This window comes from Flavobacterium ranwuense, from assembly GCF_004349315.1.
Classification (GTDB): Bacteria; Bacteroidota; Bacteroidia; order Flavobacteriales; family Flavobacteriaceae; genus Flavobacterium; species Flavobacterium ranwuense.
Genome location: NZ_SMLH01000006.1, coordinates 160,944 through 174,584, shown reverse-complemented (window position 1 = coordinate 174,584; position 13,641 = coordinate 160,944). Strand labels below are relative to the sequence as shown.

The following is a 13,641-nucleotide window of genomic DNA, read 5'->3' as shown; positions in this document are numbered from 1 at the left end:
ATATCTATAAGTTATTCGAAATGAAACAGGCCGTTTTATTGAATAAAAACAAGGTTAAAAATACTAATTTTCTATATTTGCATTTTTGAAACACTTGAAAAATGAACATCAAACTGATTGCTATTGGTAAAACCGATAACAAAGCCTTACAAACATTAATAGATGATTACACCAAACGCTTGTCATTTTATATCAAGTTTGATTTGGATATTATTCCTGATATCAAAAACGTAAAAAACTTATCCGAAAGTCAGCAAAAAGAAAAAGAAGGCGAACTGATTTTATCTAAAATCGCACCAACAGACCAACTTATTTTATTGGACGAAAACGGGAAAAACTTTTCGAGCGTCGGTTTTTCAGAGGAATTACAGAAAAAAATGAACTCTGGAGTAAAAACTTTGGTTTTCGTAATTGGTGGTCCTTATGGTTTTTCGGATACCGTTTATGCCAAAGCACAAGGAAAAATATCGTTGTCTTTAATGACTTTCTCCCATCAAATGGTACGCTTGTTTTTTATTGAACAATTGTATCGCGGATTTACGATTTTAAGAAACGAACCGTATCATCATCAGTAAAAAGTGTTCAGTTTTCAGTCGCAGAATTTCGCTCAATAAATAAATTCCAAATTATTTTTCAACATTCAAAAAATCAGTTTTAATTTGTGAAAATTGAATCTGATTATCTATATCAAAAGCACTAAAATTCAAGAAAAGAATTAAACGCAAAAACTTCTTTTACTGTCGTCAAAAGTAATATCATACCAAATTCTAAATTTTCATCATTTTTTTTACGATGTGCATAAAAAAAAACTAACTTTACCTATCACTATATCAGCATATTAACCGAAAAACATTGTGTAATTCAACACGGTATAATATACAAATAACAAAACTTTCTAACAGTAATAATAGTCAATCCTTTTTAACTTTTAAAAATTTTTATTATGAAACACTTATTTAGATTTTTAGCAATTCCATTTTTTTTATTGGGTATCGCATCTTGCGATAATAACAATGACAATCCGGGTCCAAGCTTAACAACTTTTAATGCTACATTAAATGGTACAAGTGAAGTGCCTTCCAATGCTTCAACGGCAACAGGAACGGCAACACTTACATTCAATAATACTACAAAAACATTTACAATTACAGTAACCTACTCTGGTGTAACAGCTACGGGTGGTCATATACACAAGGGTGCTGTAGGAGTGAGCGGAGATATTGTGTTTCCGTTTACTAGTTTAACCTCACCTATAACTTACACAAGCGTTGCATTAACTGCAGCTCAAGAAGCTGACCTTAAAGCCAATCTTCATTATGTAAACATACACAGTGCCGCATATCCAGGAGGAGAAATAAGGGGACAACTTATTAAAGGGACTACCTCTGGAGGTGGTGGTGGCGGTTATTAAACTGCAATTTTTTACCTATAAGACTAAAGGCTTTCTTTTTACAAAAGAAAGCCTTTGTCATTTTTAAATATTGCATTATCAAGGAAAGCGCAAGGTAAAATCTCACTTTCTCTCATGACCTTTTCGCATCAAATGGTACGGTTGTTTTTTATCGAGCAATTGTATCGTGGATTTACGATTTTGAGAAACGAACCGTATCATCATCAATAGAAATGCTTAAGAGGTTAGTCATTTAATCGATGTATTCTTCAGGAACTTCTTTATTAAAAGTATCCAATTCTCTTGTCAAAATCTTAATTTGTAAATATTCTTCAAAACTCATATTTTTATCAAAAACCAATTCTATTCTAGGATTAATAGCAAAATTAAAACTATACACATAATTTAAAACTTCACTTTTTTTTATTTGAATATTGTTAATTAAAACTAGATCCGAATCCTTTTTGAAATAAAATATAAAGCCTCCACTTAAAGGCTTATCGATTCTGTAATACACATTTGTAAAAGGAATAAAAGCTACGTTTTTACCAATCGTATCAGCATAAGAATAATAATTTTCGGCCTTTTCATTCTTGTGTGCCTTTTCCTCGCGCTTTCTTTGTTGCAACTTCATGATTTCCGGAATGGCAAGTCGTAACGGCAAACGTTTGTCTACATTTAGAATCCAATTAGTCGAAATAATACTGTTTTTCCTATTTACTTCTACCAGCGTATCATTGCCTTTTGTTCTAAAAAAAATATAGATTGGAGAAAGATCATCTACATTTTTGACAATTGTAATATTGGCTTTTGGCAACAAAATATCTTCTTTGTTTCCACAAGAGAACAAAGTAAAAAGAGCAATCAGAGTAAAATATCTCATCTTTATTAGTTGATTTTATTGAATAATGTAACGCTTTCCATAGCTTCTTTTACATCGTGAACACGAAGGATCTTAGCACCTTTGGTCAACGCCAAAGTATTCAAAACCGTAGTTCCGTTTAACGCATTTTCTACTGTAGTGCCTAGCGTTTTGTAAATCATTGATTTTCTGGAAATTCCAACAAAAAGTGGCAGTTCCAACATATTAAACAATTCCATTTTTTGAAAAACCTCGTAATTTTGATCTATTGTTTTGGCAAAGCCAAAGCCTGGATCGATAATTAAATCATTGATTCCAAAACTTCTGGCCATAGCCACTTTCTCGGAAAAATAGAACAACATTTCTTTTACAATATCATCGTAATCCGTGAGTGTTTGCATGGTTTGCGGATTGCCCCGCATGTGCATCATAATATAAGGAACATTGTATTTTGCAATTATCTCAAACATTTTATCATCCAGATTTCCTGCTGCAATATCGTTGATGATAGCCGCACCGCTTTCAATAGAAGCTTTTGCCACCTCACTCCTAAAAGTATCAATAGAGATTATCGTTTCTGGAAAATGTTTTAGAATCAAATCTACAACAGGTACAATTCTAGAAATTTCTTCTTGTTCCGAGACAAATTCTGCATTTGGTTTACTGGAATATGCGCCAATATCTATAAAAGTCGCGCCATCCATTAGCATTTTTTCGACTTGAGAAAGGATTTCGGTTTCATTTTTATACTTTCCACCATCAAAAAATGAGTTGGTCGTCACATTCAAAATCCCCATTACTTTGGGAGTTGATAAGTCAACAAGTATTCCTTTACAGTTAATAGTCATTCGTTTACAGTTTTAAAGACTTCAAAATTCTACATTCAAAAAAATTATCTTATTTTTGAAAAAATTTGAATACAAATATACACCAATAATGAAGAATACTTCAAAGGAATATGATACTGTAATTGCGACTTGTCGCGCGCTGTTTATCAACAAAATGAAAGATTACGGATGTGCTTGGCGAATTTTAAGATTGCCTTCATTGACGGACCAAATCTACATTAAAGCACAAAGAATTAGAAGTCTACAAGAAAACGAAGTTCGCAAAATTGATGAAGATGAAACAGGCGAATTCATCGGGATTATTAATTATTCAATTATGGCCTTGATTCAATTGGAATTAGGCGTTGTAGATCAACCCGATTTAGGCGTTGCTAAAGCAACCGAATTATACGATGCCAAAGTCAAACTGACCAAGGAATTAATGGAAGATAAAAATCATGATTATGGTGAAGCTTGGCGTGATATGCGTGTGAGTTCACTGACAGATTTGATTTTGCAAAAACTACTTCGTGTCAAACAAATTGAAGATAACAAAGGAAAAACATTAGTTTCTGAAGGAATCGACGCTAATTATCAGGACATGATCAATTATTCAATTTTTGCCTTGATTTTAATGGGTTTTGGAAATAAATAATAAAAAGCAATAACTGAACATGAAATCGTCAGGATTCCAAAATCACAAACTGGAATCAAGAATGGCGATACCATATTCCATTAAAAAAACAAATATTATCTTCATATGAAAAATATAATTACTCAATTTTCTAGAATTTTCGTTGGAATCCTATTTATTATCTCCGGATTAATCAAACTGAATGACCCTATTGGGTTTTCATACAAACTGGCTGAATATTTCAGTGAACCTGTTTTCAACATACCCTTTTTTGTTCCATTTGCATTGGGAATCGCTTTGTTCTTAGTAATTCTTGAAGTAGTTCTGGGTATTATGTTGCTCATTGGTTACAAAACCAAATTCACAATTTGGAGTTTACTAATCCTGATTGTACTGTTTACTTTCTTGACTTTTTATTCTGCTTATTTTAATGTGGTAAAAGATTGTGGTTGTTTTGGAGACGCCTTAAAACTAACACCTTGGCAATCGTTTACTAAGGATATCGTTTTACTTTTCTTTATTCTAATATTATTTTTTAATAAAAAACTAGTTAAACCATTGTTTAGCAACAATATACAAAACATAGTTATCTACGCCAGTATCGTTTTATCTTCACTTATGGGAGTTTGGGTTTTAAACCATTTACCATTAATCGATTTCAGACCTTATAAAGTAGGGAACAATATTCAAAAAGGAATGAGAATTCCTGACGGAGCAGAAAAATCAGTGGTAGAAATGGTCTTTATTTACAAAGTTGGTGGTGTCGATAAAGAATTTACCGAAAAGGATTTGATGTCAATTCCTGAAGGCGCCGTATTTGTAGATAGAAAAGACAAAGTCATTACAGAAGGTTACGTTCCTCCTATACATGATTTCACCATGGAAAAAGACGGTTCAGATTACAAAGACGAGTTTTTAGAAGAACCAAAATTGATGTTGATTACAGCATACGATTTGGTTAAAGCGGATCACAGTGGAATGGCAAAAATGGAAAAACTGAATCAGGAAGCTAAAGCAAAAGGCTATAAAGTAGTTGCTATGACGGCTTCTTTACCGGAAGAAATAGCTGCTGCAAAAAAACAATTCGGATTGACATTTGACTTCTATTTTTGTGATGCTATTACTGTAAAAACTATCGAAAGAGCCAATCCAAGTATTGTATTACTTGAAAAAGGAACGATAAAACAAAAGGTACATCATAATGATATTTCAGATTTACAATTCTAAATAACTTCTACCGTTTAAAGTCGTAAAGTCCGAATAGAAAACTTTACGACTTTAGACATAAAAAGAATGACAACTGCTTTCTAAATAAACCAGTGAATCAAAATCATTCGATTATTTATAAACTATAACGATATTGCTTTGTCATTTTCGAATAATGCTTTCAAAATTTCTTATTCTGTATAACGCATTCAAATTGTTTGTTTAACTTTGTTAAAAAACATTACTATAATGAAAAGAATAATAGCATTACTAATTGCGTTAGCAACATTCTCTTGCACATCAAATGCGCAAAAAACTAAATTCTCCAAAGAAGCTTTATCCGAAACCCTTTTAGCCACTGATGGAAGTCAAGTTGCTTTTAAGGATATTCTAAAAAAACACAAAGGAAAAACCTTGGTAATTGAAGTGTGGGCTTCCTGGTGTGGCGATTGTGTTAAAGCAATGCCTAAATTTAAAGAACTACAAGCTAACAATCCTGATGTTGGGTACTTATTTATTTCGATGGATAAAACTGCCGATAAATGGAAACTAGGAATCGAAAAGCACGAATTGAAAGGGGACCATTTCATGGCAAATGACCAAATGAAAGGGGTATTTGCTAAAGCTGTTGATGTCGATTGGATCCCAAGATACATTGTTATAGACAAAAATGGAAAGATCGTTTTATACCGTGCTATAGAAACTGATTTTGATAAAATCAATGAGACTCTCAAAAATTTAAAATAACACTTTGTAATAATCAATTACAATATTGGAAAACTAAAACCAAAAACTAAATATAATACAACTAAAATGAGAAAGAAGATTGTTGCCGGAAACTGGAAAATGCATAAAAATGCAGAGCAAACTGAAGATTTATTGAATGAATTAATAGCAAAAATACCTACAGATACAAAAGCACAAGTAATTGTAGCTCCAACGTTTGTAAACTTGGCTTCAACTGTAGATCATTTAGAGTTCACTAATATTGATGTTGCTGCACAAAACGTACATCAAGCAGAAAGCGGTGCATTTACAGGTGAAATTTCAGCTGATATGTTAAAAAGTGTTGGTGTAGATATTGTAATTCTGGGACACTCAGAACGCAGAGCTATTTTTCATGAAACGGATGCTTTGATTGCTAATAAAGTAAATACGGCTTTGGAACATGATATGATGGTTATTTTTTGCTTCGGCGAAGAATTAAAAGACCGTCAATCAAAAAATCATTTTAATGTGGTAGAAAACCAATTGCGTGATGGTTTATTCCATATTGAATCCAAAGACTGGGAAAGTATTGTTTTGGCCTATGAGCCAGTTTGGGCAATAGGAACTGGAGAAACAGCTTCTCCGGAACAAGCGCAAGAAATGCATGAATTCATCAGAGAAACAGTTCGTAAAGCTTTTGGAAGTGAAATCGCTGAAAACGTATCCATCCTTTATGGTGGAAGTGTAAAACCTGAAAATGCTAAAGAAATATTCTCAAAACCAGATGTAGACGGTGGTCTTATTGGTGGTGCTGCCCTAAAAGCAGATGATTTTGTAGCAATTGTAAATGCTATATAAATTTCATTTTTTAACAATATAAAAAGCGGTGAAATTAATCATCGCTTTTTTTATAGTTTAAATTATTCATGAGAATAAAGAGAAATAGTACCTTTGCAAAAAAAAGAAGCATGTCAAACATTTATATCGGGTATCATTTTACTATTGAACCTAAAGAATTAGGGTCTGAAATATTAATTGCAGAATTAGGAGAAAAAGCATTCGAGAGTTTTACGGAAACTGAAAGCGGTATTTCAGCTTTTGTACAAAAGGATTTGTGGGATGAAACCATTTTAGAAGATATTCATATTTTACAATCGGAGGAATTTACAATCGATTATACATTTGAAGAAATCGAACAAGTAAACTGGAATGAAGAATGGGAAAAGAATTTTGAAGCGATTGATGTCGATGGAAATTGTCATGTACGTGCGCCTTTTCACCCAAAAACGGATGCCGAATTTGATATTATAATCGAACCAAAGATGAGTTTTGGAACAGGTCACCATGAGACTACACACATGATGATTCAGCATTTATTAGAAATAGATGTTACTGGAATGAAAACGCTGGATATGGGATGTGGAACTGCCATTTTAGCAATACTTGCCGAGATGAAAGGAGCGCAACCAATTGACGCCATTGATATTGATAATTGGTGTTACTTGAATTCTATAGAAAATGCACAACGCAATAATTGTAAGCACATTACAGTTTATGAAGGTGAGGCCGCTTTATTAGAAGGTAAAAAATACGATTTGATTATTGCTAACATCAACAGGAATATTTTGTTGAACGATATGCAAAGTTATGTAGACAGTTTAAATCCTAATGGGACACTACTTTTAAGTGGTTTCTATCACGAAGATATACCATTTATAGATGCTTCTTGTACTGAAAAAGGGCTAACATATGTTAAAAAATTTGAAAGAAACAATTGGGTATCTTTAAAATATGTAAATTAGTGGTACTATTTTTTTATTAATTACGAAAGTACAAAAACCTACAAAATGAGTACTAAAGAAAAAGTAAGAGAAAGAGTTAGTGTTAAGGAAGCTATAAGTCTGGACAATGAAATAGTCGTTTACAACGATGATGTAAATACTTTTGACCATGTTATTGAAACTTTGATTCGCGTTTGTGATCACACTCCGGAACAAGCAGAACAATGTTCATTAATTGTACATTATAATGGGAAGTGTACCGTAAAAACGGGTCCTTACGAAAAATTAAAACCACAATGCACCCAATTATTAGAAGCAGGATTAAATGCAGAGATAATTTAAGACTAATAAAACTTCCCTTTAAGAAATAAATTACTGTGAATAATTCAAAAAACATTCTCTTTTATTCTATATTTGAATGAAAATAATGCTTTTTTATGGAACAATATGGTAAAATTTTAGTTTTTGTAATGCCCGTTTTTTTGATATTAATTATCATCGAAAAAATATACGGGCATTATAAAGGGGAAGATACGGCACCAAACATGGATTCTGTTTCGAGCGTAAGTTCTGGAATGATTAACTCTCTAAAAGATGTTTTGGGACTCAGCATAACGCTGGTTTCCTACGATTGGATTGTCTCCAAAATAGCTTTATTCGATCTTGAAGCAACCGTTTTAACTTATCTCATTGGATTTATCGCTATTGATTTTTATGGCTATTGGAGTCATCGTTTGTCTCATCAAATTAATTTTTTATGGAACAAACATGCGATTCATCACAGTAGTGAAGAATTCAATCTGGCATGTGCCTTGCGTCAACCCGTTTCCAGTTTTGTGAATCTTTTCACTTTTTTATTGATTCCAGCCGCTCTTTTGGGAGTTCCCTCCAAAGTGATTGCGATAACCTTACCGATTCATTTATTCCTGCAATTCTGGTATCACACCAAGCACATTAAGAAAATTGGTTTTCTGGAAAACATACTGGTTTCGCCATCGCACCATAGGGTTCATCATGCCATCAACCCTGAATACATGGACAAGAATCATTCACAAATATTTATTATTTGGGATAAGTTATTTGGTACTTTTCAAGCAGAATTAGAAACCGTCCCACCCGTTTTTGGAATCACAAGACCAGCGAGAACCTGGAATCCTATTCGGATTAATTTTCAGCATTTATGGTTATTAATTACGGATGCTTGGCGTGCCGAAAACTGGAAAGACAAGTTTACCATTTGGTTTAAACCAACGGGCTGGCGTCCAGAAAATTTTGAAGAAAAATATCCCGTAACCAAAATCACCAATGTCTATGATTTTGAAAAATATGGAGTCCAACATTCTAAAAAACTGATGTACTGGTCCTTATTTCAAGCTATTATTACATTGTTACTTATTAGTTATATGTATAATTCCATAGCAATAATAGGTTTGCCAAATGTATTTATTTACGGTGCCTTTATTTTCCTGACCGTTTACAGTTATACTGAATTAATGGATACCCGGAAAATTTCTGTATTCTGGGAAAGTATTCGTTTTGCATTCGGAATTGGGCTAATTTTCTACTTTGGCGATTGGTTTGGAATGGATCAACTCTTTCCTTTTGCGAGTTATGTTGTTGCAGGCTATCTTATCTTGTCATTGATAGTGACCATTTATTTTGTCAGCAGTAACTTTGAAAAAGAAACAATGATTATAGCTCAATCTTAAAAATAACGTATGAAAAGCAACATAATATTAAATAGTTTTATTGGGTTTAGTCTTGTTTATCTTTCATTTCTATTTTTTGGAAATGAAGATACGGCTTGGTATTTCAAACCATTTTTATTGCCGTTTCTAATTCTGGCAGTTTTTTTACATGAAAGGTTCACTACCAAAAAAATTCTTTTAACAGCTTTGACTTTGTCATGGATAGGTGATATTATTTTGATGTTTGCTGACAAAGGAAAATTATATTTTATAGCAGGATTGATTGCCTTTCTTCTTTCGCATATTTCCTATATTATATTGTTCAGCAAACAATTAAAGATTTATTTAAAGAAAAGTAAAATCATTTTCTGGGTAGGAGTTACAGCAATTGCCTTTTATTTAATAGTAATGATGTTGATTTTATTACCCAGTCTAGGTGACTTAAAAATTCCTGTTTTTGTTTATGCCCTGACAATTTCCATTATGCTTTTATTTGCGCTCAAAGGCTTTTTAAACTGGCAAAAACCCGCCAGTATCTATATATTAATCGGTGCTGTTATTTTTGTTGCTTCAGATACTATTCTGGCATTTGATAAGTTTTATGCGCCACTGCAATACAGCTCATTTCTGATTATGGCAACCTACTTAATTGCACAATACTTAATTGTTGCCGGTATTTTGAAATTAAACAAAAAAAAGTAGCATTTTCATACGAGAATGCTACTTTAATATCAGATGTGTTTCGATTAATGAGGTAATTTATTTTTCAATAATCCATATAAATAGGTGCCTAGTAAAGCGCCAAAAAGCACTATCAGAACAGTCCAAAAACCGGCTCCCAATAAGATAAATATAGGACCTGGACAAGAACCTACCAATGCCCAACCCAATCCGAAAAACAATCCTCCAATCCAATATCGTGCGGAGCCTTTTTCTTTATCCGGAATTCCTATGGATTCTCCTTTGATGTCTTTTATATTGTTTCTTTTTATGATTTGAATGCCAATCACTCCCGTCAAAATAGCTACAGCAATAATTCCGTACATGTGAAACGACTGAAATTGGAACATTTCGTAAATACGATACCAAGAAACGGCTTCGGATTTAGTCAATACAATTCCAAAAACAAACCCAACTAATAAATATTTTACTGTATTTTTCATGCTTTTTATTTTAATATTAAGGTCATTATGATTGCTTAGTAATTCTTATTTTAAAATTAATGGCAATAAAAAATGTGCCATTATTAATCCACCAATGAAAAACCCAATAACAGCTTTCAAAGAAGGAAGTTGTAAATTGCTTAAGCCTGAAATGGCATGTCCAGAAGTACAACCACCAGCATAACGAGAGCCAAAACCAATCAAAACGCCACCGATAATCAGTATGAAAATACTTTTTGGAGATTCTAAAATAGCGGTTCCAAAAAGAGCATCCGGCATTAATTTCCCGTTTGGAGCTTCAATACCCAGTTGTGCTAATTGCGCAATTGTTTTAGGATTAATATCCACATTTGAAGCATCACCCATAAAATGCACGGCAACAAAACCACCTAACATAGCTCCAAGAACGACTACTAAATTCCAGCGTTGTGCTTTCCAATCAAAATCAAAAAAGGCTACTCGTTTTCCTAAACCAGCCATTGAACACAGCGAACGCAAATTAGAAGACATTCCGAAAGACTTTCCGAAATAAATCAAAGAAAGCATAATCATACCAATCAAAAACCCAGAAATGTACCAGGACCATGTTTGAAAAATAACATTCATATTGTTTTTTTTGTGTAAAGATAAGAAGCATTTTCCGAGATTTTGAAAGAAATGCTACATTCGATTAAGAAGTGTATCCCCAAATTATTACGGGAACTCGTACGAAGGTCTAAAGTTCTGTTTATATTTGTATAGTTTAAATTACGTGGTATTGTAATTGCTATTTAAATTTTACCTGATAAATTTACCCTAAACATGAAAAAATCAATCCTTTTTATTGCTTTCCTAATTGGCATGGCTTCTTGCTCAAGTACACAATCTACTTTGAAAAACACAGATGATAATGCGCCCAATCTTACCCTTTCAAAAGACAATACTTTTGTGATTATTGAATATAGTAAAGATAAAAAATATGGCTATGATAAAGATTATCCAATCAATATTTTCTTTAATAACACTAAAAACGAAACAATCAATCAAGATCGGTTTTTGAATGCTTTAGCGGGACCCAATGGCGAAAAAATTATGTTTACCAAACTAGAAAACTGTTGCCCGTTCCCAACAAAAAGAAGTGAATTAGGTGCCGGATTTTTGGATGTTTATGAATTAAAATGGAAAGGACAGAAAAAACCTATTACGCTTTACCTGAATATCTATGAAAAAGGAATATTGATGGTTCCAGTGGGACTTTCATTGAAAAAATAATAGACTTCGAATTCCAAAACATCCTTATATACCAAACTCCTAGCCCTGATGGCAGTGGAAATCCTCCAGTTTTTTCGGGAGATTGCAACGTACAGCAGGAAAAAGCTCCTAATAAAAAGTTAATCCAAGAAATTATTTGCAAATCATAAATTGTAAATCGTAAATCATAACTACCTTTGCACTTTCTAAATAATTCATATTATGAACCTACAACATATTCCACAAATCAAATATACTGACAGTGGTAATTTCTTTCTACTAGCCGGTCCTTGTGCCATTGAAGGGGAAGAAATGGCAATGCGAATTGCTGAAAAATTAGTTGGTATTACTGATAATTTACAAATCCCTTTTGTTTTTAAGGGTTCTTTCAGGAAAGCAAACCGTTCCAGAATTGACAGTTTTTCAGGAATTGGTGATGAAAAAGCATTAAAAATCCTTAGAAAAGTTTCGGAAACATTTGGAGTTCCTACTGTTACTGACATTCACACGAATGAAGATGCAGATATGGCAGCTCAATATGTTGATGTATTGCAAATTCCAGCTTTTTTAGTGCGTCAAACCGATTTAGTAGTGGCTGCTGCCAATACCGGAAAAGTGGTCAACTTGAAAAAAGGGCAATTCATGAGCCCCGAAAGTATGAAACATGCGGTTCAAAAAGTATTGGATTGTGACAATGAAAACGTGATGGTTACGGATAGAGGGACCATGTTTGGCTACCAAGACATGATTGTTGATTTTAGAGGAATTCCTACTATGCAACAATACGCCACTACTGTTCTTGATGTTACACACTCACTGCAACAACCCAACCAAACGGCTGGTGTAACTGGCGGAAGACCAGATATGATTGAAACCATTGCTAAAGCAGGTATTGCTGTAGGTGTGGATGGAATTTTTATTGAAACCCATTTTGATCCTGCCAATGCAAAAAGTGACGGTGCCAATATGTTGCATTTGGATTATTTCGAATCCTTAATGACCAAATTAGTAGCTATCAGAAAAACAATAAATACATTTTAAATTTAGGCCCCAAATTCATTGAAACATTTTTTTTTTTATTCCGCATTCCTAATTATACTATTCACTAATACTACAATTGCACAGGAAAAAACAATAATACAAGATCGATATACCACTCATAACAAAGGGAAATTTTTTGTCTCATGGGGCGGAAACAGAGACAGTTATTCTAAATCTGATATAACTTTTCGTGGTAAAGATTACAACTTTACTTTAGAAAATGTACAAGCACATGACAAACCAAAAGGATGGCATGTAGACTATATAAATCCATCCAGAATGACCATTCCTCAAACTAATTTTAAATTAGGGTATTTTATAAATGATCATTACAGCGTTGCTATAGGTGTCGATCATATGAAATATGTGATGACGCAAGATAAAGCCGTAAATATTGATGGCTATTATCCTAATCCAGGATCGTATGACGAGTTATTGCCCAACAATCAGGTGCTTTTGACTGAAGAGTTTCTAATGTATGAACACACCGACGGTTTAAATTATGTTAACACCGAATTTTCAAGACATGATGATATTTCCTCTATTTTTAAAATTGAAAATACAGACAAAATTCAAGTTAATTTAACTGAAGGAGTTGGTTTTGGTCTATTGTATCCAAAAACTAATACAACATTATTGGGAAAGGAACGCCATGATGATTTTCATGTTTCTGGTTACGGAACTTCTTTAAAAGCGGGATTAAACATTACTTTTTTCAAGCATTTTTACATACAAGGAGAACTTAAAGGAGGTTACATCAATATGCAAAATATTAGAACTACACAAAGCACTGAAGATAGTGCCTCACAAGATTTTTTCTTTTTTCAGAGAATCATTGCGGTGGGAGGAATATTCAAAATATAAATAGTGTGTAAATAATAAAAAAAACGAGGCTGTCTGTATAATGACAGCCTCGTTTTTTTTAACTATTCCTTATATTTTAATGAAGGTGATACGTTAATTTAAATAACAAATTTGTTTATACCATTGCTTTATTATAAGTAATTATTAGCTAAATTTGAAATTATGTTATTCATCTAAAATAATAAAATTAAACAATTCATAAAATTTGTATTTGTCCAAAATCCGAATAAAAAATAACTTTTAAACT

General features: G+C 32.8%; 17 protein-coding genes and 1 pseudogene. 14 read left to right on the top strand and 4 right to left on the bottom strand.

The window, feature by feature from the left end:
* Positions 1–101: 101 nt before the first annotated feature.
* The 3 genes and pseudogenes from rlmH to E0I61_RS11690 form a co-directional block, all read left to right on the top strand.
* A complete protein-coding gene (gene rlmH / locus E0I61_RS11700; protein WP_132071606.1) occupies positions 102–575 on the top strand; it encodes a 23S rRNA (pseudouridine(1915)-N(3))-methyltransferase RlmH in 474 nt (157 codons plus the stop codon).
* Between the two features lie 368 nt (positions 576–943).
* Positions 944–1,411 carry a CHRD domain-containing protein gene (locus tag E0I61_RS11695; RefSeq protein WP_132071604.1) on the top strand — a complete coding sequence of 156 codons (468 nt, stop codon included), beginning with the start codon at positions 944–946 and terminating at the stop codon, positions 1,409–1,411.
* Positions 1,412–1,492: 81 nt separating this feature from the next.
* Positions 1,493–1,621: pseudogene (locus E0I61_RS11690) on the top strand (23S rRNA (pseudouridine(1915)-N(3))-methyltransferase RlmH); the annotation flags it as partial.
* Between the two features lie 22 nt (positions 1,622–1,643).
* Here the strand turns inward: E0I61_RS11690 and E0I61_RS11685 are convergent.
* Both E0I61_RS11685 and folP read right to left on the bottom strand, forming a co-directional pair.
* Positions 1,644–2,273 carry a hypothetical protein gene (locus E0I61_RS11685; protein WP_132071602.1) on the bottom strand — a complete coding sequence of 210 codons (630 nt, stop codon included), beginning with the start codon at positions 2,271–2,273 and terminating at the stop codon, positions 1,644–1,646.
* A gap of 5 nt (positions 2,274–2,278) precedes the next feature.
* The gene (gene folP, locus E0I61_RS11680; protein ID WP_132071600.1) at positions 2,279–3,100 is read right to left on the bottom strand and encodes a dihydropteroate synthase; all 822 of its coding nucleotides are present in this window, start codon (positions 3,098–3,100) and stop codon (positions 2,279–2,281) included.
* 88 nt (positions 3,101–3,188) lie between these two features.
* On the opposite strand from folP, the gene E0I61_RS11675 reads away from it, so the two are divergent.
* From E0I61_RS11675 to E0I61_RS11640, 8 genes are all read left to right on the top strand, one after another.
* Complete coding sequence (locus E0I61_RS11675; RefSeq protein ID WP_131997103.1) at positions 3,189–3,734, top strand: DUF1599 domain-containing protein; 546 nt, start codon at positions 3,189–3,191, stop codon at positions 3,732–3,734.
* Positions 3,735–3,839: 105 nt separating this feature from the next.
* Positions 3,840–4,940 (top strand): BT_3928 family protein, encoded by a 1,101-nt coding sequence (locus E0I61_RS11670; RefSeq protein WP_132071598.1) that lies wholly within the window; start codon positions 3,840–3,842, stop codon positions 4,938–4,940.
* A 228-nt stretch (positions 4,941–5,168) separates the two neighbouring features.
* Positions 5,169–5,666 (top strand): TlpA family protein disulfide reductase, encoded by a 498-nt coding sequence (locus E0I61_RS11665; protein ID WP_132071596.1) that lies wholly within the window; start codon positions 5,169–5,171, stop codon positions 5,664–5,666.
* 66 nt (positions 5,667–5,732) lie between these two features.
* Positions 5,733–6,485: a triose-phosphate isomerase gene (gene tpiA / locus E0I61_RS11660; protein ID WP_131997094.1), complete on the top strand. Its 753-nt coding sequence runs from the start codon at positions 5,733–5,735 to the stop codon at positions 6,483–6,485.
* Between the two features lie 110 nt (positions 6,486–6,595).
* A complete protein-coding gene (gene prmA / locus E0I61_RS11655) occupies positions 6,596–7,429 on the top strand; it encodes a 50S ribosomal protein L11 methyltransferase (RefSeq protein ID WP_131997091.1) in 834 nt (277 codons plus the stop codon).
* Positions 7,430–7,474: 45 nt separating this feature from the next.
* Entirely contained in the window at positions 7,475–7,750 is a 276-nt protein-coding gene (locus tag E0I61_RS11650) for an ATP-dependent Clp protease adaptor ClpS (protein ID WP_091170920.1), read from the top strand.
* A 95-nt stretch (positions 7,751–7,845) separates the two neighbouring features.
* Entirely contained in the window at positions 7,846–9,117 is a 1,272-nt protein-coding gene (locus E0I61_RS11645) for a sterol desaturase family protein (protein ID WP_132071594.1), read from the top strand.
* A 9-nt stretch (positions 9,118–9,126) separates the two neighbouring features.
* A complete protein-coding gene (locus E0I61_RS11640) occupies positions 9,127–9,798 on the top strand; it encodes a lysoplasmalogenase (protein ID WP_131997085.1) in 672 nt (223 codons plus the stop codon).
* 44 nt (positions 9,799–9,842) lie between these two features.
* On the opposite strand, the gene E0I61_RS11635 is transcribed toward E0I61_RS11640, so the two are convergent.
* A complete protein-coding gene (locus E0I61_RS11635; protein ID WP_132071592.1) occupies positions 9,843–10,259 on the bottom strand; it encodes a DUF6691 family protein in 417 nt (138 codons plus the stop codon).
* A 45-nt stretch (positions 10,260–10,304) separates the two neighbouring features.
* Positions 10,305–10,865 (bottom strand): YeeE/YedE family protein, encoded by a 561-nt coding sequence (locus E0I61_RS11630; RefSeq protein WP_131997079.1) that lies wholly within the window; start codon positions 10,863–10,865, stop codon positions 10,305–10,307.
* Between the two features lie 195 nt (positions 10,866–11,060).
* Between E0I61_RS11630 and E0I61_RS11625 the strand changes: the two genes are divergently transcribed.
* The 3 genes from E0I61_RS11625 (at position 11,061) to E0I61_RS11615 (ending at position 13,394) form a co-directional block, all read left to right on the top strand.
* Entirely contained in the window at positions 11,061–11,510 is a 450-nt protein-coding gene (locus tag E0I61_RS11625; RefSeq protein WP_131997076.1) for a 2-dehydro-3-deoxyphosphooctonate aldolase, read from the top strand.
* Positions 11,511–11,711: 201 nt separating this feature from the next.
* Entirely contained in the window at positions 11,712–12,530 is an 819-nt protein-coding gene (gene kdsA, locus E0I61_RS11620) for a 3-deoxy-8-phosphooctulonate synthase (protein WP_132071590.1), read from the top strand.
* An 18-nt stretch (positions 12,531–12,548) separates the two neighbouring features.
* A complete protein-coding gene (locus tag E0I61_RS11615; protein ID WP_131997070.1) occupies positions 12,549–13,394 on the top strand; it encodes a hypothetical protein in 846 nt (281 codons plus the stop codon).
* The last annotated feature ends 247 nt before the right edge of the window (positions 13,395–13,641 follow it).